This window comes from Embleya sp. NBC_00888 (assembly GCF_045207655.1).
Classification (GTDB): Bacteria; Actinomycetota; Actinomycetes; order Streptomycetales; family Streptomycetaceae; genus Embleya.
Genome location: NZ_CP108784.1, coordinates 7891367 through 7913146, shown reverse-complemented (window position 1 = coordinate 7913146; position 21780 = coordinate 7891367). Strand labels below are relative to the sequence as shown.

Here is a 21780-nt window from a genome sequence, read left to right as displayed (position 1 = left end):
CCGTTCACGTGCGCGCCGACGACCCGCTCCGGCGCCCGGCGGGCCGGTTCGACCGCCGTCCAGCCCCCGCCGCCCTCGCCTTGGATGCCGAAGCTCTCGCAGCCCAGGCGCGTCATCACGACCGGCCCGTCTCGGGCTCGGTCGTGCCGGGAGCGTGCGGAGGCAATGTGCACCCGGGCAAGGTGATTTGCGGGCACCATGGGGTGACCGACGGAACGGGGACGGCCGTGCTGCGCATCCACTTCACCGAGCAGGATCTCGCCCGCACGCGGTTGGCCGAGACCTCGGGGCCGTTGGTCGAAACATGTGCGGCGTTGTCGTTGATGTACCGGCCGCGCGACGGACCGGTACTCTTCGCCGGGTGGCGGCAGGCCACACATGCGCTCATGACGCCTCAGGCAAGGCAGTTGGCCACGCTCCTGGGCCGCCAGGCACGGTGGGCGATCGAGCTGTGGACCCTGGGAGGACCGCCGGTCGACTCGATCGACGAGGCACTGGACACCCTCAAGTCCTCGCCCGGCAAGTTACGCGACGAGGTCCACCGCGCGGCCGAGCGGATTCGCGTCCCGGTATGGGCCCGCGGATTGGCACGCGCCGACCGTGCGGCGCTCGCGGATCTGGAGAATGCCATCCGAGCGGTCCACACCGTGGCCGTGGCTCCGCACTGGTCGCATATCCACGCACACCAACGAGCCGTGCATCACGGGTACCTGCGGGCGTTCCGGGACGGCGGGATCGGCGCCGTCCTGGAGAACCTGCACCCGAGCATCCGGTGGAAGCCGCCGGTTCTGGAAGTTCCGACCCGACACGTGCACGGCGATTTCCCCTTGCACGGGCAGGGCCTGATCCTCGCCCCGACGGTCTTCGGCTGGCCACACGCCCACGGAGACACCGATCCACTCGTTCCGGGCGCGCCCAACGTGCTCTACATCCCGACGGCGGTGTCCGTGACGGCAACGTCGTGGGCAGCCTGGACCCGGGGCCGGGACTCGGCCCGTCGGGTCGCGGCGCTGATGGGCCGTACCCGGGCCATGGTCTTGGAAACGGTCGCCGAGCGCGGGCCGTGCGGCACCTCCGACCTGGCCGAATGGCTGGGGCTCTCGGCCGCCTCGGCAAGCGAGCACGCGACCGTACTGCGGGACGTGGGGCTCATCGCCAGCGAACGCATACGCAACAACGTCCGACACACGGTGACGCCGACCGGCATCGCGGTCCTCGACGGCCCCGACTGACCCGGACCGGATCCGCGGGCCGCACCCGCCGCCGCGGGTCCGGCCTGCGGGCCGATCCATCGAGTGCCGCAGGGTGATGTCACCGCGCGGGGCGACGCGGGGCGCCTATCCGTCCGAGCGAGCCGGAGTGCCCATCCCCCGTCGGTCTCGGCCGCCGGAGCGTCCGAGGAGCCGCGCTATGCAACATCGTGCGCGCCCGCGTGGATGCTCCCGCGACGCGCGCACGACGCGTTCCGGCCCTGTCGGCCACGGGTTCAGTTCAAGTACCGCCATTCGGCGCAGCTACCCGATTGTGCGCACATGCGCACCGACACCGCGGCGCTTTGGCTCGACAGGGTCCCGAGCGGTCCGTTGAACGGACCGATGGTGTCGCCGCACGTGTACCCGGCCGTGGTGAAAGTCCTGACGCTGCCCTCCACGCGTATCTGCAGGGACGTCCATTGGCTGTTGCACTCGGTGTCCTTGACACGGATGTTCTGCGCGCTGACGGCGGTGCCGTTGATCACGACATGGCCCCACGCGTTTCCACCACCTCCGTATACGTCGAACCAGTTCGCACCCTGGGCGGCGGAGGCCAGCTGGGAAACCAGCGCGACAGCGGCAGCCGCGGCCCCCACCAGCGTGACGATCTTCCGGATCATGAAAGATGCTCCCCTCTTGACGATGCACGAAAAGCGCCCGACCACCGACCACTTCGTCTCCGGCCACGATCGAGCCCACGCCCAACCCTCCGTTCCCGGAGCGAGGCGACGGAGCCGAGCACCCGGCTTCATCGTCGGCGCAGTGCGCCTGGGATGTCCCGCGGTTTCGGTCTGGACCGAAGCTGCCGGCGCTGACACCGCCGGTCCCGGATACTGCGGAATCGCCGACGAACAGCGGATGAGCAGCAATCGAGCGCGGACGGCCATCACCAGGACCGACCCTAGAACCGCCCGACGACAGCCCATCCCCCACGCCGCAACGCCCGAGCGGAAACCCACCGCGCCCGGACGCCGACGTACCTCCCGCCGCCTCGGCGGGCGGGCACGACGGCAACGAGCAAGCCGTTGTCCGAGACCACGGATGGTTCGATACCACGTGGCAACGGCGTCGGGTAGGGCAACAGCGTGCCCCGATACGGCGATGACGCCGGGTCGTCGGCTATCGCCCGCGCCAACCCGGGGAGATACCCCCAGAGGAACAGTCGGGTGGGGTCGTCGAGTTACGCGCGCAGTCACCGGTACACGCCCAGGGCACCTGCGGCGACCGGATCCCCGACCGGCGTCTCGGTCAGTGCCCAGGCCACGACGGACATCACCGTCGATAGCCCATGGTCCAGGTACAGCGGCCACTCCCTTTGTCCGAGGGTGCCGTCCGGAGCGACGCGGGTCACACCGAATCCGCCGTCCCGGCTGCCTTCGAGCACGAATCGTTCCTCGACCGCTGTCTCGTCCTGCCAGGGCGTTCGACCGGCAGGCAGGCTTCGCGCCCGGTCGTCGCCGAGTCCCCGGCCGGACTCCGATGCTGACGCCAACTCCTCGTCGACGTAAGGGCTCTCGCCCGGCAGACGGTTCGCCATCTCAGAGCTTCTTTCCCTGGCCACGGTCAGCGGCCCTCGGTGAGGTCGCGGTATATGCGGGTGGCTTCCTCGATGGCGGACCGGGCCTCCTCCCGGCGGCCGAGCTCGCCGAGTTCGCCGCGAGCTCGACGGACAGGTTGTTCAGTGTCATGGTGAGGTCGAGCAGGAATGCGTCGGGGTTCTCCCGGGCGAGATCGTGGCGGATCGCGGCCGCTTCCTCGATGGCGACCAAGCCCTCCTCCCGGCGGCCCGGCTCGCCAAGGTCCATGGAGAGGTTGCTCAAGGCACCGGCGAGACTGGGCAGGTATGCGCCGGGGTTCGCCCGGATGAGGTCGCTGAAGACGCGGATGGCTTCCTCGACGGCCAAGCCTTCCTCCCGGCGGCCCAGTTCGCCGAGCTGCAGGGACAGGTTCCTCAAGGCACCGGCGAGACTGGACAGGTATGCGCCGGGGTTCGCCCGGGCGAAGTCACGGTAGGCGCGGGCGGATTCCCCGATGGCGGACTGGGCCTCCTCCCGGCGGCCCAGCTCACCGAGCCGCAAGTACAGGCTCGTCAAGGCACCACCGAGGTCGGGCAGGAATCTGTCGGGGTGGGCCTCGGCAAGGCCGCGGTAGACGCGGACGGATTCCTCCACCGCGGCCAAACCCTCCTCCCGGCGGCCCAGCTCGCGGAAGTCCACGGACAGGTGCGTCAAGGCCAACGCGAGGATGGGCAGGAATCTGTCGGGGTGGGCCTCGGCAAGGCCGCGGTAGACGCGAAGCGCTTCCTCCACCGCGGCCAAGCCCTCCTCCCGGCGGCCCAGCTCGCCAAGCAGCACGTACAGGCTCGTCAAAGCACCACCGAAGTCGAACAGGAATGTGTCGGGCTGGGCCTCGGCAAGGCCGCGGTAGACGCGGACGGATTCCTCCACCGCGGCCAAACCCTCCTCCCGGCGGCCCAGCTCGCCAAGCAGCACGGACACGTTGTTCAAGGCACCGGCGAGACTGGGCAGGTATGCGCCGGGGTTCGCCCGGGCGAGGTCGCGGCAGATCGCGACCGCTTCCTCGATGGAGGTCAGGGCCTCCTCCCGGCGGTCGAGCTCGCCGAGGTCAACGGACAGGTAGTACAAGGACTCGAAGAGGTTGGGCAGGAATCTGTCGGGGCGGGCCTTGGCAAGGTCGCGGTGGACGCGGGTGGATTCCTCCCTCGCGGCCAAGCCCTCCTCCCGGCGGCCCAGCTCGCGGAGCCGGCCCGCAAGGCCGTGCAGCGCAGCGGCGAGGGAGCGCGTCGAGTGGTTGGCGTTCTTGCCTGTGCCGCCGGCGCGATGGAGGTCCACGAGTCGGGCGGTCAGGTTCATGGCCCATTCGGCGAGTGCCTGGCTGACGTCCGGGAGGTGCCTGTCGAGGTTCTCCAGGTAGTACAGGGGTGCGTCGGGGTCTTGCGTGATGTGCTCGAGGGCCAGGACCAGGGGTGTGGGGTGCTCGACGCGGGTGGCGATGTGGATCGCGGGGACGGCGAGGGTGTGGTGGTGGGTGACGACCAGCGCGGCCAGGGGTCGATCGAGGGAGCCGGCGAAAGCTGTTTGGGCGGCGGCGCGGGAGTAGACGGTCAGGGTGCGGAGGATCTGACCGGGGGTGGCGTCGGTGACGAGGTGGTCGGCGAGGGTCGGGTCGGTGTTCAGACGGGTGCCGACGAGGCGTTCGGCGACGCGGTCGGGTTGCAGGCTGTCCCAGGGGCGGCCGGGTTCGGATGGCGGGTACACATTGGCGATCCAGGCTCGTACCCGGCCACGCCGCTCCTCGGTCTCCTGGGCGAGGGCGGGCACACGGGCAAGGAGGTTGTCGGCTTCGTCGTGGGTGTCCGCTCCGGTGAGGAACGCCGCCACCAGGGCGTCCTCCAGGACCCGGTCGCCGAGCAGCGGTGTCAATCCGGCGTCGGTGGCGGCATCGCTCCAGTAGGAGCGTTCGTGGGTCAGGAGCCGGTCCTCCACGGTGCGCTTGTCGGCCGTGTCCTGCGGGGCGGTGCTCGGGTACGCGGCGTCGAGGAGGTCGACCAGCGCCGTGGTGTGCAGGGCGAGGGCCCCGCCGAACACCGGTGCGTCCAGCGGGGGGACGCGCAGATCCGCGTCGAGTCGCGCCCAGTCCGGCGCCGGATGACCGCGGCGGGTCGGGACGGAGGGAAGATGCCGGGCCAGCGCGGTGCGGGCGGCCCGATAGGCGCCGTCCCGGTCGTCGGGTTCGGGTTCGAGCGCGGGCAGTTCGATGATCTCCGCGATGCCCGGGTGCTCGGCTGCCACAGGGGACCGGGTGGCCACCTGCGAGAGCCAGTCACCCGCGGTCCGTGCGAGCAGCAGCAGCCGAATCGGGTGCTCTCCGCCGCCCGCCCGCTTCACCGCCTCGATCACCCGGGTGAGAAGATCCGCGCGATTCTCGGCGTAGTCCACGACGATCAACAGCGGCACCGCCGCGGTCGCCAACACGGACACGTCCGTGCCCGGCGCCGAATCGCGCAGCCAAAGCGTCTCCCACCGGCGGGCGGGCAGACGGTTGGCCAGTTCGCGGGCCAAGCGGGTCTTGCCCTGCCCGCCCGGCCCGTGCACCAGGAGCGTGTCGAATCCCCGCCCGGACTCGCACCACGCCCCCAGCCGGCCCAGGAGTTCCTCGCGGCCGCGGAAGGCGACCACCTCGCGGTGCGCGCGCAGCAGCGCGGCCGGCGAACGCATGCCGGGTTCGTCCGGCTGCGCGAGCGCTTCCGGTTCCAGCGGTCGGGAGGTCGTGTCGATGCCGTGTCCGGTCGACACCTCGCGGAACGCGGCGTCCCGCAGCGGCACCGTCATCGGCACCGCCCGCAGCGGGGCCCGACCGGCTTGTGCCTTCTGAGTCCAGAGTCCGACGAGCCGGGGTGGCAGGTACCAGGATCGCACCGTCAAGGGCCATCGCCCGGTAGCGGACGCCAGGTTCACGAGCGCAAGTGGCCGGAAGGCGATCAGGCTCCCTGGGACGGGGTACACCTGGGTGGTGGTCGTGCCGCGGTGCCAGGCCAGGGCCTGTCGGGTGGCCGTTTCGAGGGCGGCGTCATCATCGCGCGCCAGCGCCGACATCATGGCGAGTTCGGCGGTGAACTCACCGTCGCAGGCCCGGAACCGATGCTCGCTCCTCATCCGATCGAGGCGGGTGATCAGGGCGTCGGGCGCCGGTGAGCCGGACCGCAACCAGTAGACCCATTCGGCCAGGACCCTTGTGTAGGCCGCGGCGGTCGTGTCGGGGGTGCGCGAAGGGTCGATGCGCCGCGCCCGCCGACAGAGGAACATCAAGCGCGGCGAGGAGAGAGAACCGAAGGCGGTTTCCAATTCCATGGCCCGAAGCAGGCGCCGAGGATGCACATGTCTTTTCCTCATTCGCACGCGCTGGGTGTATCCGGCCATCCCGGTCACATAGCCGAGCCTCACGTGGAATTCCTTGCCGTTGCTCACTACTACCTGTGCCCGTGCCAGATACGCCGCCCAGTTCACGGTTTCCGGCAGTTCCGAACCCGCCCAGGCCGCCTCGCCCGTGGAGAGGGCACCGGCCACGTCCAAGAGCCGATGGACGGCCAAGTCCAGCGTTGGGACAGGTTCCGACCCGTGTTCGAGGCTGGTGAAAATCGACGCCATGTCTTCCTGGGCGAGAGTCAAGGCGGTGCGGAGCAAAGCTCCCCGGACGGTGTGCCGGTCGTCGTCCGCGGGCCATTCCGGCGCGGGTGCCGGATTCGTCTCGTCCACGTCGTTGGCCGACGGGAACTTGAGGATCCGGCGCGCCCTCCGGACCGTTGGCGACTCGTCGACGATGAGCACCTTGCACGACACGGACTCGCCGCGCCGGTACGCGCCCCGCAGCACTCCGAGCCCCGTCGAGTCGATATCCGGGGCCGCCGCCAGATCGAGCTCCAGCACCGACGGCCCGTGTGTCGACAACGCCTCGACCACCAACTCACGAAACCGAGACGCGGACGTCTTGTCCAACGGGCCCTCCACCGTGACCCGTACCCGACCCGGCGCCGGACACGTCACAGTCGAACCGCCGTCGGCCACGACACCGTCATTCATGCAAAGCTCCCGAACTGGTACGAATTCGAATCCCGGAGCCCTGCGACGACCCGGTAGCGACGCCGAGCCCGGACACCCACCCCGCCCCCGTCCCGTCCCAGCCCCGCCTTGGGCACCCCTCGATCCACCCAACCGGGTCCCGGACGGGATTCACTAGGAGAATGGCGACGCCCGCAGATCGAGCGCCTTCCGGCTCGTGCGCTCATACACGACGCTCGCCGTCGCCTACCTCCAAGCCTCCAACCGACCGGCCAAGCCCGGCCCGAGGGCATCGCCTGCTCGTCGACGAGCTCCGCCGCGAAGGACGATCCGGCGGCCACCGGTGTGCGCAACGGCCGGACGCTCGAACTCGTCGGTCCGGGGCCGCGGGCGGTCGCGGAGCGTCTGTTCGGCCCGGGGCCCGACGCCCCGGGCTTCCTTGGCGGCCTGGTCGGCCTTCTCTGGGATGACCGCCTTGATGCGGCGTTTGCGCAGGCAGGTAGGCGCGGATCGTGCGTGTTCGCGCCGGAGATCCCTATCGACAAGGGCAGGCCCGCCCGATCGGTGAGCAGGTGGATCTTCGACCCGTACTTGCCCCGATCCACAGGATTCGGACCCGTCAACTCCCCTTTTCCAGGGCCCGCATGTTCACCGAATCCACCGCACAACGCGACCAGTCCAGCTCGCCCCGGGCGCCGAGCTCGTCGAGAAGGACCCGATGCGGTCTCGCCCACACGCGGGCGCGACTCCACTCCGTGAACCGACGGTGGATCGTCTGCCGGGAGGCGCCGAACACCGGCGGCAACTGCCGCCACGTACAACCGGACGTCGCCACGAACACGATCCCCGCCAACACCTCACGATCCCCGTACCGCCGACGCCCGCCACCCTGCGGACGTGTCGGCCTCGACGGCACCGCCCGCTCGAACAACTCCCACAACGCGTCCGGCACCGACCGCTCCACAAGCGTCACCGCACCAGACCACCGACCTATCCAAATGAGACGGCTTCTCAAAGAATCTCGAGACGCAGCGGCCACGGCCACGGTCAGGCGGGTCCTGGGACACCGAGTGCACAGACTCCAATGGTGGAGATCCCTTCCAACATCGGGGCAATTACATCGCTGACCGGCGTCGGGATGCCGTACGAGCGCCCGAGACGCTGAACCACGGCATTGCGAGCATCCCATTCCAAGGGCTGGCCCGACATGCGGTCGAAAAGGATGGACGTGCCCATATCCGGTGGCATCCCGCGCAACTCGGAAACCACCTGCTGTGGAAACATCTGTGAAATTTTCGCCCCATCCGCACGACCTACCTCCGCGCATTCCTCTGCCAGCCTGAGGGCAAGATCGCACATTGCCGCGCTCTCGAATATTCCGGCTCGAGCCCCCATGACCGCCATGATTCCGGCGACCGCATTGATGCACAGCTTCCGCCAAGCGGCACTGTGAAAATCATCGGCCGTGGAGACTTGGGCGTCCGCATCCCGAAAGAGGTCGACGAACTCGTCGCCGATCACGCCTTGAGGAACGCTGATCCTGAGACGCTGACGCACGCGCACGTGGGTGGAATCGATACGTTCGGCCGGACTCCAGATGATCCCTGGGAGAACAGGGGCCCCATTGACAAGAGGCTCCACATGGATCTTGTGTTCGATTCCGTTCTGAAGTACGACAACCTTCGTCGGCGACTCACAGAGGACCTTGAGCCAAGAGGCAGTGCCGCCTACCTGGTAGGTTTTGACCGCGAGGACGACCCAATCCACCCGGTCAGTGAAACTGTCGGGGGATGGGAAATATGGGCCCTCCAGGCGGCGACGTGACCCGTTCTCCGTCTCGACCACGACGGAGCCGTTCAAATCCTTTCGTCCACAGAGAAGGACTCGATGCCGGCCATCACTTTCCAACGCAGCAGCAAAAGCCGCCCCCACCGACCCCACTCCGACTACCGCGATGTTCGACATGCGCCGCCTCTTTCGTTGGTGAATCGACCGTACGACGAACACTCATTGCCATCTTCCGGTCAGTCCGTTGGTCAATACCTCACCGACCAAAGGCGAGCGAAGATAGGAGGACACCCGATGGAAATCGAACATGCCTATCGACGTCTCGATGTCGACCGAGAGCCCCTTGAAATGCTTGGACAGATGAGTCGGGATGGCGACGAGATCGCCGACGTCTGCGACGTTGAGCCAGGTCGCCACGTTGGGAGGCTTGGCTCCCTTTCCATCCTGTGGCGGTGGTTCGAGGCGGTCGAAAACCACATGCGGCATACCGAGTGGGGATCCGAGGGTGATCAGGGTATCGACGTGCAGATCCGGGTTACTCCACAACGCCTCGTAGCCTATTGCGGAACCGAGCGAGTGCGCGATGACCACACGTGGTGCACATCGACGAATCGCCGCGCCCACGAGATCCCTTGCCGAAATTCGCTGGTGGACGCATCGCTCGTTGTGGAAGTATTCGTGGACCTCTTTGAGGTAGATGGCGACGAATCGACGCACCAGTGCATGATCGAGACGGTATTTCACGGCAAGCCAGGAGCACATCTGCCGCACCGGTTGAGTTGCGCGTCCCGAGGTCACTTCTTCGCGATATCCCATTGCGGCCACCCAGGGAGCCAGTAGTCTGGTGACCTCCGGGCTTTCCAAGAGTATGTCGGCAGAACCATGGAAGTGCTCGGTGATCAAGAGATGCGAATAATAGGCGACCTCTACATGCTCGGTGGCCGGTAGACCGTGCACCGACATCGAGTCGGCCCACCTTCGGGCGATCGCCGCCGCCGCACGTTCCGGCTGGAGGCCGACCTGGAGGTTGCCGACCCCGTGAATCCCGAGGACATCCGCCATCTCATTGCCCTCCTCATGAGGCCGGGAGATCGCCTCAACTGGGTTGGAAGATCAGAATCTCCCACCCGGTGCTGATCGTGATCCGGTTGCATTCCGTGATCGACAAAGCCCTTACGATGCCGGGCACGACCATTGTCTCGACTGACTCCGCCCTGAAGAAGTCCCACGCACGGATGACGGTGGATGTCCCCGAACGCGGGCTCATACTCGCCGTGACGAGCAACCCGTGGGCGTTCGTCGTCATCGCAACCAGCCGTGCCTGCCGAGGCACCGGGGCAAGAGCCGCAGGCCTCCCCCGTTCGAGATTCCAGAAATCGATCACGCCCTCCCGGGTACCCGTGACAAGCAACCCGTGGGCGTTCGTCGTCATCGCGATCAACCCCGCTCGCCGAGGCACCGGAGCAAGAGCCGCAGGCCTCCCCCGTTCGAGGTCCCAGAAATCGATCACGCCCTCCCGGGTACCCGTGACAAGCAACCCGTGGGCGTTCGTCGTCATCGCGATCAACCCCGCTCGCCGAGGCACCGGAGCAAGAGCCGCAGGCCTGTCCCGTTCCAGGTCCCACAGGGCGATCACGCCCTTCTCGTCGGCCGAAACCATCATTTCTTCACCCCCGACCCAGGTCTTGGTCATGAATGGGGCGGCAACCGCAAACCTCTTGCTCACTTGCAAACAATCACCGGTGATCACGTCGATCGTGCGCAGGAGTCCGTCGCTGGTTCCCAGAACGGTGGTGTGGCCCCTCGCGTCACATGCCGGGAACAGGGCATTGACGGTCGCGCTGTGCAGAGTCATCTGCGGGGACACCGCCTCTCCCGAGTCGACATCGCCGGCTTGAATCGACCCGTCGCCGCTTGAGGACACGACGTAGCACCGATCCGCCGTCCGCAAGACCGCCACGTCCGAGACCCACCCTTGGTGTGGCGCCATCGGCGGGCGCAGCAGCGTGCGGTGGTCGAGATCCCAGGTCCGCACCGAGCCGTCTGTGCTGCCCGCCACTACCAGAGGAACCCCGTCGTGAATGGTGGCGGTCAGGCACCACACACCGCCGGGGTGACCACTGAGCGGTTCACCGACCGGCTCTCGTGTTTCCGGATCCCAAACGCGCAGAGTCCCGTCGGCGCCTCCGGTGACCACGACCGATCTGCCCTGCACCACGCTGCAGGTCACGGCTCGAACAGCCCCGGCATGCCCGCGCATGGCTTCACCGACGGGTTGTTGGGACTGGAGGTCCCAGAGGCGCGCCGTCCCGTCCGCACTCACGGTCACCGCCGTGGGTCTGCCGTGCAGAAGTGTGCACGCGACACTGCGAATCCAGTCGGTGTGGCCCCTGAGCGGGCGCCCCAGCTGTTCTTGTGTGTCCAGGAACCAGACCTGAGCGGAGTTGTCGGCGCTCCCCGTGACAACCACGGTTCTGCCCTCCAGGCTGGAGACCGCCATGCTACGAATCCAGTCGGTGTGGCCCGTGAACGGCCGACCGATCTGCCGTCGTGATTCGAGGTCCCATATGTGAGCCAAGTTGTCTGCTCCGCCGGAGACAGCGACGGGACGACCGTCGAGTTCGGCGCAGACGATGCTCCGCACCCCATCCGTGTGTGCACGCAACGCAGGGCCCAGGGATCTGCCGGTGAACAGATCCCAGGTTCGTACGCTCCCGTCACCGTGTCCCGACACGACCGTCGGGCGCCCGCCGACGGTCGTGATGTCCACGGCATAGGCGTCACCGGTGTTGGCGGTGCCCAGCTCGACGGTCTCGGTATCGGTGTCGCCGGCACGCGCCACCAGTGGTTTCCACAGTTGGCTCGGCTCCACCGGAACGGCGGAGATGCGCCGTGAGAAGTCGGTGACATGACAACGCGCCGCGTCGACGGCGAGTATCTGCTGTCGCTGTCGCACGGTACTCATCGAATGCAAGGTGGCCGAACTGCGGTAGACGATGGCGGAGAGGCGAGCCTCCGGACTGCGCGCGTGGTCCAGTTCCGGGAAGAGAAGAATCGGGTCGGCGTGGAGCAAGAACTCGACGTCCGTGAGAAGTTCGTCGGCACGCCCCGCCTCGGCGGCATGTTGAATCGCGTGGCGCAGTGTGTAGGGTCGCGCGGCACGCCACCCGGTGCGGCTGCCGTCGGGATTCTGCGGCAGTGGGGCCAGCAAACGATTCAGGATCCGTTGAGGAAGGTCGGGCTCGACATCCTCCGTATCCGCTTTCGGATGGGCACGAAGATGATCGGTCAATCCTTGATGGAAGAGCCGGTAGAGCGTACTCGCGTCGGTATCGGGAGCCGTCCGCAGGTAGAACCGCACGGTTTTCAGCGCCTCTTGCACATCGGCCGTGGTGAGGCGATGCTCCCTCACGAAGTCCGGGGCCACAGCCGTGACGAACCGCCGGACGGTTTCCAGAGGCATCCCGTTCCCCCTGCCGAACGCAAGTGCAGCCACGAGGGCTCGCAGCGGGAGGGGGCTTCGCTGACTGCGCAGGTCCAGTTCCAAGACTCCGGGCAGGGTCCGCGGTACCCGCGCACCCACCTCCACGGCCTCGACCGCGTTGTGCATTCTCGCCATCCGGTCGATGGCGTGATGCGTGTAAAGGCCCGCAACCAGGAATTCACCCCACCGGTCCTCGGCCGCCGGTTTCGCTTCGGTCAGAGCCTTCGCCACGGTCTCGGCGAAGGCGCGTCGTAGGGCGCCGAACGCCGCGTCGCGGTAGGGCAGACAGCTCTCGGTCAGCCGCTCGATGTACTTGGTGAGATCGGCTCGCAGCACGTGTGCCGGAACTGCGTCCAGATCGACGAGGATCCCCTCGGACTCCGCTGACTTGCGTAAAGGCAACAGATCCGCCCACGGGCGCATGCCGACGGCAACGCGGCATGCCGCGCTGCCGTCGGGGCGAACGACCCGTGCCAAGGGAAGGAGGAGTTCGTTCATGAGCTCGACCGGGTTGACTGCCTCATCGAGCGCGTCGACGATGATCGCGGGCCGTCGCTGCAGTAGTGCTACAGCCCTGCACAGGCGCGCGGGTGTCGATATCGCCGAAGGCAGGCCCAGTTGCTCACAGAGAGAGTGCACAACCTGCGGCATCGGCCGTTGCCGGGCATGGACCGCACTCAGCGCATCCAGTCGGACGTCGACGCCGAAAACTCGTTCCCATACGGGCTTCGACCCTTGGCGCAGTTGAGGATGCGCGGCACAAACGAGTATCCCGAGAAGAGCGGATTTGCCGGATCCGGGACTCCCGGTGACGACGCAGATGCTCCCGTCGCCGGACTCGCCGCTGCACCAGGCGCTGAGCGTCGCGAGTTGGGACCGTCTTCCCGTGAAGCAGCCTGACCTGATCCGGTGGTGCAAGGGGCCCCGGCCGGCCGCCCGGTCGATGAAGTGCGCGGGATCCAACAGATTGTCCGGGTCTATGTCGTCGAGAAACTCCACGAGTCCGGGATCGAGCCCCAACTTCAGGCTGTCCCACTCCGACTGGCCGTAGTCCGGGTTGGCGAAGAACGGCGGGGAGCCGGTGTCGGCCGTCAGGTCGACGGCCGAGGCGGTGACCGTCTGTGGAGTGCCCTCCACGTCGACGAAGCTGGTGACGACACGGCGACTTATCTCCTGGGCGATCGTGGCCAGGGGAACATATTTGTAGGTGCGATGGACGTCCAATTCACCGTCGCGCAATGCTTGGAGCGTCTGCGTGACGGCCAGTGTGAAGCGGCCACTCACCGCCGATTCTTGGGGGGCCGACGCAGCGATCACCCAGGCACGGCCTACAGCTTCCGAAGGCGGCAACTGCCAGGGGTAGCGAGCGGCGGTGCCCGAATGACAGATGTCGAGAAGAAACAACGTCGTCGGGCTGTTCTCGAAATCCTCAACGGCGGTAAGCCACGACTCCACGTCGGAGAGACCGTGATGACTGCCATCGCTGCCGACGACGTACAGCTTTCCGGTTCGATCGGCCCGGAAACCATGGCTGAAGACGTGGACGACCCGTAGATCGGAAGCGGTACCGCCGGCGATCGAGTCGAGAACCGGCTCCCCTATCTCCTGCGCCGTCGTGCTGCGGCCGGTCACCGACCGGCACGTGTACCCGCAGGATTCGACCACCGACGCCAGATCCTCGGTCATCTGCCTGGCGTGGGGAAGTGTCGACCACGGCTGCGAGTCCCAGTCGTCGGCGAGACGACTGAGACCGTCGGTGTCGGGTGAAGCAGGAGAGAAATGTTCGATTCCGATGCAGATCGCAAATCGCTGCTCTTCAGGCACGATTCCCCCAAGTGGCATGCGCTGGTCGAGCCCCTGCTGAAGCAGAGATTATCGTAGAACTGTTCCATTCAGGCTATTCTTCGGTTTTGTCGGACCGGGCGATCGACAGTGGAGAACTCCCGCAGAGCGGTGCGAAGCCATCTGCCAGGCCACCCCCTGGCGGCATTCGAGCCGAACGACGACCCACTGCGGGCAACGCTGCGGGAGTCGGTCGCCGCCTTCCCGACCGACCATGGCGGCAGGGAGCATTGCAAGGGCGCACCCCGGACGAGGAGAGGAAGCGACCGAAACACCGACCTGTCCGCGTCGCGGCGGCCCTCCCCCTCCCACGCCGTTCCCGTCCGGCGGCCACATCCAGCCGCCGTCATCCGTCGTCGACGGAAGCGTTCTTGGGCCGCTCGTTCCGCGAGCGGTGCGACCTGCTGCCGCATGACCTGCCCCGCGCGGAGCGGTGTACTACTACTTCGCCCAGTGGCGCGGTCACAAGCGCGGCCTGGCTGTTGACGTGCTCGGTCCGGTGATCGTGGTCGTGGTGGTCGCCGCATCCGCGCACGAGAACGCCGTCGGGTTGCCCTGCTCGACGAGGTTGCCGCCGACACCGACCGGGTGGCGAAAGCGCTGGTCGACCAGGGCTTCACGAAGGCCGTCGTCGAACACGGCGCGCCGGTGGGCATCGACGTCGACATCGTCGAGCGCAACCCGACCGAGACAGGCTTCGTCCCCCAGGCCAAGCACCGGGTAGTGGAACGCGCCTACGGGATCTTGATGATGTATCTCCGCCTGGTAGGCAACTACGTGCACCTGCCCGGGGGTTCGGCCTCGCGGGTGTATTGGGCGGTGACCGCGGGGGTGGTGCGCCGGCCGGCGCACCACCCCGGCCTGGCGGGACGCGTGAGCGGCGCCGAACACACCCTCGGAGCACTGCCGGCGCGGCTGGACACCCGCGAGCAGCAGATCACCGCGGAAGCGCAGGCCACCCACCGCCGGATCGCGGAACTGACCGCTCTACCGGGCGAGCTCGACCAAGCCGATGGGCCCACGCGGGTGGCGACCTGTGCGAGGAAATGAACCTGATTCGGCAATGCCGCTCACCTCTCGGCCCGGTGGCAAGCGCTGACTGGCGCCGGGCCGCCGGGCCGAGGGGTGACGAGGTGCTGTACGTGCCACCCGCGGGCACCGTGACGTTCGGGAATCCGCCGGCTCGGGCTGATCTCAGGCGAAGTTCTTCTTCGCTTGGTACAGGTCGACCTGGCCTTCGTCGGGGCGGAAGGGTGTACCGAACGGTCCCGCCGGGTCGACGCCCATGTGGTTCAGGCATTCGGTGACCACGAGAGCGGCCCCCGGTACTGCACGAGGGAGCACCGGTCGCCAGCTCTCCAGCTCGTAGGCGTTGCCGGTCGCCCACTTGCTGCCCTCGCGCGGAAGCAGGATCCACGAGTTCAACTGGTGGCATTCCAGCTGATCCCAAAGGGTATCGGCTAACCCTCCGGACAGGTGGGGCACACAGCGCTGGATCGCGTGCCACTGCTCGACCACGGCATCGCGGGGGTTCCGTGCTGCAAAGGCGTGCAGTCGGGCCTGGGGTGTGGGCGTGAGCACGACCTGGAACTGCTTGTCGCCCCACGAAACGACTTCGACCTTTTCGACGAACTTGCTCGGGCCGCAGTAGGGGGCGGCGCTCGCAGACGGCGTGAGTCCCACCAGACCGAAGATCGTCGTTGCCAACGCCGTAAAGCAGGCGGCCGTCTTGCGGCCTCCGGGGCGAAGGCGTGTTCCTCGCTTCATGATCGACTGAATTCCTTCCGGTTCGGCCCTTGAGGCCGTGTGGTGCCGAGGCCGCTGTTTGAGCCTGACATGACAACCATGAGTGGGCCGCAGCCACAACCGCCAGGCTTGATGGCCGGGTTGGACAGGGGATCGGACAGCCGGGGACGTCCGGGTTCACCGGCATGGCGGGTCGTAGGCGCGGTCGGGTGGGAGGTACTTGGCCCATTCCTTGGGTGTGAGCAAGTCACCGGTGGTGGCGCAGACCAGGGCAATGGCGGTGTCGGTGTCGGTGGTCCAGATCCAGCCCTTCTTCTGGTCGCCGCCGGCGACCAGAAGCCGCTTGTGTGGCTGGTAGTTGATCGGGTACATGGCCCCGGTTCCCATCCGGAGGGTCGCGTAGAGGGTGGGCGCGTCGTGGCCATGGAGGTTCCACATCCAAACGCTCCCGTCCCCGGCAGTCGCGGCCAGGGCGGTGCCGTCGGTGGTGAAGGCGACGGAGAAGACGTAGCCTTCCGGGCCGGTCAACGAGTTGCCGAAGGGCTTCGGATGGGTCGGGTCGGTGATGTCGTAGAGCCGGACGGTGCCGTCGGCGAGGCCGACGGCAAGCAGCGTGCCGTCCGGGCTGAATACGGCCGCATAGACGTAGTGGTTGGCAGGGGCGAGTGGCGCGCCGAGCAGGCGCGGGGCCTTCGGGTTGCCGATGTCCCAGAGTCGGACGGTCTTGTCGGCGCCGGCGGCGACCAGGGTCCTGCCGTCCGGACCGAACCCGACTTCGCTGACTGCGCCTCCGAACGTGCCGGGCGTGGAGAGTGCCACGGGCGTCTGGGGTGCGTGGACGTCCCACAGGTGCACGGCGCCGTCGCGGCTGCCGGTGGCCAGCACGGTGCTGTCGGGGCTGAAGGCCAGCGTCTCGACCTGCAAGGAGTGGGCCTTCAGCGGCTGTCCGAGCGCCGTCATACGGGCGGGGTCGCTGATGTTCCAGAGTTGTACGGAGCCGGATTTGCCGTGGCCTTCGGCGAGGAGGCGGTTGTTGGGAGCGAAGGCAAGGGTGCCGGAGAACGCGTCCGGGTTGGAGACGGCCGGGCCGCGCGGTCGGGGGTGCTGGGGGTCGGCCACATCGAGGAGTTGCAGGTCGGCGCTGCCGAGGGCGAGGGTGTTGCCGTCGGGGCTGAAGCGGGCGGCGCTGACGGTGTAGTCCATGCCCTCGAGCGTTGGGGAGCTTATGGGCCAGATGCGGGCTGCTCCGTCGTTCGCGCCGGAGATCACGCTGTCGCCGTCGGGGCTGAACTTCACGGACGTGACGGGTGAGGGGTGTGGCATCGTGGCCGTGACTCGGCGGCTGTCGAGGTTGACCAGTCGGATGCCGTTGTTGCTGTCGGAGCCGGCGATCGCCAGGGTGGTGCCGTCGGGGGAGAAGGCGACCGCGTTGATGTAGGTGGATGAGCCCCCGATCGGCGGGCCGGACGGGGTCGGGTTGCGGGGGTCGGTCGTCGACCAGAGGTGGACCAGGTTGTCGGCACCGCCGGCGGCGAGCAGCGTGCCATCGGGGCTGAAGGCGAGTTGGCCGATGGCCTTTGTCGCTCCGGCCGCCATGACCGGTGCGGTCGGGCGGCTGGGATCACCGATGTCCCAGATCTGTACGGTGCCGTCGTCACTGCCCACGGCGAGTTGCCGGTCGCCCGGGCGGAAGGCCACGGACTTCGCGGGCGACTTGTCGTTGACACGTGTCGCCTCACCCAGCGGCCGTGTCGATGTACCCGTGACGGCCCACAGGCGAGCGCTTCCCGCGGTGACGTCGTTCACCTTCGCTTCCGCGATGGCGGCGGCCATCATGGTGCCGTCGGCGTTGAAGGTTACCGAGTAGACCTTTGCCCCGAGGCCGGTCATCGGGGGCAGCGCGGTCGGGGCCATCGGGTCGTGGGTGTCCCACAGGTGGATGCTGCCGTCACCGCAGGAAACGACGAGTAGGTTCCCGCTGGGGGAGAACGCCAACGCGTAGATCTTGCCGCAGGTGGCGCCGGGTAGGTCGGCCCGTGGTTTCGGATGGCCGGGGATGGAGACGTCCCAGAGCCGGACGGTGTTCTCTGCGGCCGCGGCGGCAATTACCCCACCGGGGTGAATCCCCACGGCGTACATGATGCCGCCGTTGCCGGGCGCGAGCATTCGCACGGCCGGCCGCAGCGCGGTCGCCTCGATCAGCGCCGAGCGTGCCTCGGTGGTGGGCGAGATGCGGAACGCGGTCAGCGCCAGTTGACGGGCGAGGCTCACGTCCTTGCCGCGCAGGATGCTCGCCTGGCTTGCCAGGGTTCGCGATTGGGCGTCGTCACGCTGTTGTTTGAGGTCGCTTCGCTGCTGTTTGAGGTCTCTTGCCTGGTACAACACGATTCCCGACAGCGTGCCTGCCCCCGCTGCCAAGAGGATCAGCACCATGAGTGTCGCCCACACCTGTTGGGTTCTGCGCTGTGACCGTTTGACCGATGCGTCGATGAACGCGCGGGACAATTCGTTGGTGTCCGCCGGGTAGTTGGTACGCCAGGCCCGCGCGGCCTGTAGCCGGGTTGCGGAATAGAGGTCGGAACCGGGCCGCTTCGCCTGGTCCCAGGCGCGGGCATCGGCCGTGACCTGTTGTGCCACCAGGCGGGCACCCCGGTCGGCGTCGAGCCACATGCGCAACTCGGGCCAGGCGACCATCAGCGCCTCGTGCGTGATCTCGACGGTGACCTCGTCGATGATGAGCAGTCGCCGCTCGACGAACCGGTCCAAGACCGCGTCCAGTTCCGCCTCGCCGCAGTCGACTTCGTCGAACAGCTCGTCCTGCGATATCCGTCGGCGGGTGGCTGTACCGGAGGGCTGTACGTGCACGAGACTGAAGAACATCCGCCGCGCAATGGCCTGCTCACTGGCGGACAGGTCCGCGTATATCTTCTCGGCGGTGGAGCGCAAGGCGCCCTCGACGCCGCCTGATTCGAGATAGTTCGCCATGGTCATCTTCTTGCCCCCGCCTCGCTGCCAGGTCATCTGCAGCGCGTGGGACAGCAGAGGAAGGATGCCCGCCTGATGCGCGAACCGGCCCCCGCGCGCGGAGATGTCCCCCAGCACCAATTCCACGAAACCGGGCTCCGGGTCGACCTTGAAGGCACGGGCGGGCTGTTCGACAACTCGAGCCAAGTCCGCTTTATCCATCGGCTCGACGAAGACGGGCGGCCTCCTTCGCGTCAGGGCCCGCACCGAGTCGCGCTGCATCAAGGCATCGAGGAAGTCAAGGCGCACACTCAAGATGACCACGACGCCCGCGGGAACCGACGTCATCGCGCGGAGTACCGCGATGAACGTCTCGAACGTCTCGTTGCTCCCGGGGCCGTCCTCGGCGCTGACCATGGCGCGTTCGAACTGGTCCACGATCACCACTATTCGGGTCTCCGTGTTCGGGGACGACTCCGCGGCCGGTAACGTGGCACGCTCCGCTGCGACGACCCGCTTCATGAGGGCCTCGACAGCGTCCGGTCCGCCGAGCAGCTTGCCGATGACCTCCGCAGGGTCTGCCTTCACATGGGAGGCCACGGCATTGCCCAGGTCGTTCAGGGGGTCCGGCTCGCTGCTCTCGGAATTCACGCTCAGTACCGGCCAGCCGGCGCTGCCTTCCAACCGACCAGCGCCCAGGGCAGGGACGACGCCCGCGTTGAGCAGCGAGGATTTACCCGTCCCGGAGGCACCGGTCAGCAGAAGCGCACCGCCCTGCGCCCGCAGCTCGTCCAGTTCGCCCAGTACGCGCTCGACCAGCGGGGCCCGCCCGTGGAAAACCTCTGCGTATGCGGCGTTGTAGCTCTTCAGGCCGCGGTAAGGCTCGGCGATGGTCGGCCGCTGACGCCACGACCGCAGATTGCGGGCTGCCTTGAGCCACGCGTCCAGGTCGATCTGCTCGGTCACCCCGAGCGTTCGCAGTACGAGCAGGAACGCCGGCTCATTGGCTGCCGACACGACTCCGCCCTTACCCCAGTGCTCGATCGTGGAATGGCTCACCGGGTGTACCTCCGCACACGCCTGTTGCAGCTTGCGCAGGGAGATTCCGGAGCGGGCGCGCAATCTTTTCAGGGCGGCGCCGAAGGCGAATGGATCTTCGCAGTCCTTGGGCGAAGGCGACATCGGCCTCTGCGGCGGCAGCTCGTTCACTTGTCTCCTCATCGGGCCACGAACAGGCGTGACCGCGACGCTACTGCGCAACACGTCGCATTTCCGCCGCACAGGTGTCCGATTTGCTGTCCAATCTCCTGTCTGTGCTGGTCAATGGACCGAGGGCTGCAAGGTAACGATTGATGGGTTCACCGGTCGTCGCCCACGCCGCAGAGCACGCGACACCGGCAGACCCGCAACTACCGCGAGAAGGTGAACAAATACGCAATCCTGGAGGTTCCTCGAGGGCCCTCCGGACGGCACCAAGCCGATGAGATGCCGTCGCTTCCCGGAGGTCGAGCCGGAACGTCGCATGTGCCCGGAAGTCGACGCTGCGTGCGGCAGTTCACCGAACCGACCGCGGGCGGCTGTCAAATCCACTGACCCACGCACTTGCATGCGCCGGGTCTCGCCGGCCGAGTGTGAATGCACCCGGCTCTTGGACAGCGGCTCCTCGTCGAAGGTGCGCCGCCCCGGAATACGGTGGCTCCACCCCACGACGCGTGCCACGCGAACCGCCGGGGTTGTTCCCTGGCCGGAGGGCCGATTCCGGATGGAACAGGCAAGGGGTCGAACGTCTCGACCCAGAGCACACATTTCCAGCCGTCCACGGCATGCCGAACGGCCCATATCGTTCGCAGGAGGATCACGGTGGCCACCCTGTCGCCCGTGCCGAGCACCACGAACCCCACCAATTCCGCTGCACAGGCCCATCCTGTGACCTGGCCGCAGGTTGTGATGACCCTGGGCGTGCTCTTCTTCACCGGCTGGATGTTGACACGCGGGTACGACTGGTACCTGACGTTGCTGATCGCCGGCGGCGCTGTCACGGTCGCCACCGGCCTGGTCCATGTCCCCCGCGGGATCGTCCGTATCGTGCGGGCGATCGGCCGGGACACCGCTTGACCGCAGTCCGGATGACAACGCGCGCAGCGTGCTCGACACGCTGCGCCCCACCATGCGAAGACCACCTCGACCCGCCCGGCGTTTCGCAGTGCTACGTTGCCAAGTGGTGGGCACATCACCGACGTTCCGGCCGGATCAGCGCCCGAGAGCCAGTCCCGATCACGACGGCAATCGTCCGAACAAACGGCGGCGACGGGTGTTCGGCGTCTCGAGACGCAGTCGCCGGGTGCCCTGCGTCAGGGGCGGGCCTGGCGTTGTCGTGGCGGCGTCGCATGCTCCGGACGCGCACCGACCCCGCACGACCTTGGGCATTGCGGCCTTCGGCAACGTCGGTGCTGACGTGGCCTCGTAGGGAAGCGGGGGTTGGGCCGGAGAGTGCGCCCGCGTGGTCACGAGCCGGCCCGGCACGACCGGGCGTCGATGGCCGCCGCCTTCGATGTGTATTGGCTGACGAGGTCCCGGTCGGGTGCGGGCGTCTGCGGCAGGGAGATCTGGATGCCCCGATCGGACGCGGTCTCCATGACCACTACCTCGACCCGACGTTCGACCAGCCACGCGCGCCATCCGCCGCGCGATCAACCAACTCGACCAACTCGGCTGTACCGTCACCCTCAACCCGAGGGAGAACGCAGCCTGACCGGCAGCACCGGGCCCGGCGACGGCACGGCCACCGGGCACCGGGCACCCAGACCTGCCCGCACTCACCCTGACCTGCGTCCATTTACGCGTCAGAGCGGAACCATCCGCACGACGTGACCAGCAGGAGTCCCTTCGAAATCTCGTAGCGCACCATCACCTCGCCCACGGCCGTGCGTGTCGCGGCAGCCCTCGTAACCGGGCCACGCGGGCGAGGTCCCGGGCCCGTACGGGTCTCGGGCCACCGCCGCCATGCCCCGCTCGAAACCCGCCCGACGTGCCGCGTCCGGCCGGTCGGAGGCGAGTGGCGCGGTTGGGCGGCATGGGGCCGGGCGGGCGTGCACGGGCGGCGACCGGGGGCGGGCCGGTGTCG

The 21780-nt window shown here is 67.7% G+C and carries 12 protein-coding genes and 1 pseudogene; 3 read left to right on the top strand and 10 right to left on the bottom strand.

Going from position 1 to position 21780, the window contains the following annotated elements; translation table 11 throughout:
- Window positions 1–203: 203 nt before the first annotated feature.
- Window positions 204–1232 (top strand): ArsR/SmtB family transcription factor, encoded by a 1029-nt coding sequence (locus OG948_RS33505; protein ID WP_406300073.1) that lies wholly within the window; start codon window positions 204–206, stop codon window positions 1230–1232.
- A gap of 254 nt (window positions 1233–1486) precedes the next feature.
- Here the strand turns inward: OG948_RS33505 and OG948_RS33500 are convergent, their stop codons facing one another.
- The 7 genes and pseudogenes from OG948_RS33500 to OG948_RS33470 all read right to left on the bottom strand — a co-directional run bounded on the left by OG948_RS33500 (window position 1487) and on the right by OG948_RS33470 (window position 13928).
- On the bottom strand, window positions 1487–1873 hold the full coding sequence (locus OG948_RS33500; protein WP_406300072.1) for a hypothetical protein: 387 nt from the start codon (window positions 1871–1873) through the stop codon (window positions 1487–1489).
- Window positions 1874–2445: 572 nt separating this feature from the next.
- Window positions 2446–2790 (bottom strand): hypothetical protein, encoded by a 345-nt coding sequence (locus tag OG948_RS33495; RefSeq protein WP_406300071.1) that lies wholly within the window; start codon window positions 2788–2790, stop codon window positions 2446–2448.
- A 1-nt stretch (window position 2791) separates the two neighbouring features.
- On the bottom strand, window positions 2792–6853 hold the full coding sequence (locus tag OG948_RS33490; protein ID WP_406300070.1) for an Imm49 family immunity protein: 4062 nt from the start codon (window positions 6851–6853) through the stop codon (window positions 2792–2794).
- Between the two features lie 398 nt (window positions 6854–7251).
- A pseudogene (locus OG948_RS33485) lies at window positions 7252–7805 on the bottom strand (IS5 family transposase); the annotation flags it as partial.
- A gap of 74 nt (window positions 7806–7879) precedes the next feature.
- Complete coding sequence (locus tag OG948_RS33480) at window positions 7880–8797, bottom strand: 2-dehydropantoate 2-reductase (protein ID WP_406300069.1); 918 nt, start codon at window positions 8795–8797, stop codon at window positions 7880–7882.
- Between the two features lie 42 nt (window positions 8798–8839).
- Entirely contained in the window at window positions 8840–9682 is an 843-nt protein-coding gene (locus OG948_RS33475) for a hypothetical protein (protein WP_406300068.1), read from the bottom strand.
- Between the two features lie 34 nt (window positions 9683–9716).
- Complete coding sequence (locus tag OG948_RS33470) at window positions 9717–13928, bottom strand: hypothetical protein (RefSeq protein ID WP_406300067.1); 4212 nt, start codon at window positions 13926–13928, stop codon at window positions 9717–9719.
- Window positions 13929–14534: 606 nt separating this feature from the next.
- On the opposite strand from OG948_RS33470, the gene OG948_RS33465 reads away from it, so the two are divergent.
- Window positions 14535–14996 (top strand): hypothetical protein, encoded by a 462-nt coding sequence (locus OG948_RS33465; protein WP_406300066.1) that lies wholly within the window; start codon window positions 14535–14537, stop codon window positions 14994–14996.
- A 144-nt stretch (window positions 14997–15140) separates the two neighbouring features.
- Here the strand turns inward: OG948_RS33465 and OG948_RS33460 are convergent, their stop codons facing one another.
- Entirely contained in the window at window positions 15141–15713 is a 573-nt protein-coding gene (locus OG948_RS33460; protein ID WP_406300065.1) for a hypothetical protein, read from the bottom strand.
- Between the two features lie 156 nt (window positions 15714–15869).
- Window positions 15870–19865 (bottom strand): NACHT and WD repeat domain-containing protein, encoded by a 3996-nt coding sequence (locus OG948_RS33455; protein ID WP_406300064.1) that lies wholly within the window; start codon window positions 19863–19865, stop codon window positions 15870–15872.
- Window positions 19866–20516: 651 nt separating this feature from the next.
- Between OG948_RS33455 and OG948_RS33450 the strand changes: the two genes are divergently transcribed.
- Window positions 20517–20771, top strand: coding sequence for a hypothetical protein (locus OG948_RS33450; protein WP_406300063.1), 255 nt, complete (start codon window positions 20517–20519; stop codon window positions 20769–20771).
- A gap of 389 nt (window positions 20772–21160) precedes the next feature.
- Here the strand turns inward: OG948_RS33450 and OG948_RS33445 are convergent, their stop codons facing one another.
- Window positions 21161–21292, bottom strand: a complete 132-nt coding sequence (locus tag OG948_RS33445) for a hypothetical protein (RefSeq protein ID WP_406300062.1) — start codon at window positions 21290–21292, stop codon at window positions 21161–21163.
- Between the last annotated feature and the right edge of the window lie 488 nt (window positions 21293–21780).

Bases quoted from the DNA above. Each gene is read 5' to 3' on its own strand.
- OG948_RS33500 (WP_406300072.1), bottom strand. From the start codon at position 1,873: ATGATCCGGAAGATCGTCACGCTGGTGGGGGCCGCGGCTGCCGCTGTC.
- OG948_RS33495 (WP_406300071.1), bottom strand. From the start codon at position 2,790: ATGGCGAACCGTCTGCCGGGCGAGAGCCCTTACGTCGACGAGGAGTTG.
- OG948_RS33490 (WP_406300070.1), bottom strand. From the start codon at position 6,853: ATGAATGACGGTGTCGTGGCCGACGGCGGTTCGACTGTGACGTGTCCG.
- OG948_RS33480 (WP_406300069.1), bottom strand. From the start codon at position 8,797: ATGTCGAACATCGCGGTAGTCGGAGTGGGGTCGGTGGGGGCGGCTTTT.
- OG948_RS33475 (WP_406300068.1), bottom strand. From the start codon at position 9,682: ATGGCGGATGTCCTCGGGATTCACGGGGTCGGCAACCTCCAGGTCGGC.
- OG948_RS33460 (WP_406300065.1), bottom strand. From the start codon at position 15,713: ATGAAGCGAGGAACACGCCTTCGCCCCGGAGGCCGCAAGACGGCCGCC.
- OG948_RS33445 (WP_406300062.1), bottom strand. From the start codon at position 21,292: ATGGAGACCGCGTCCGATCGGGGCATCCAGATCTCCCTGCCGCAGACG.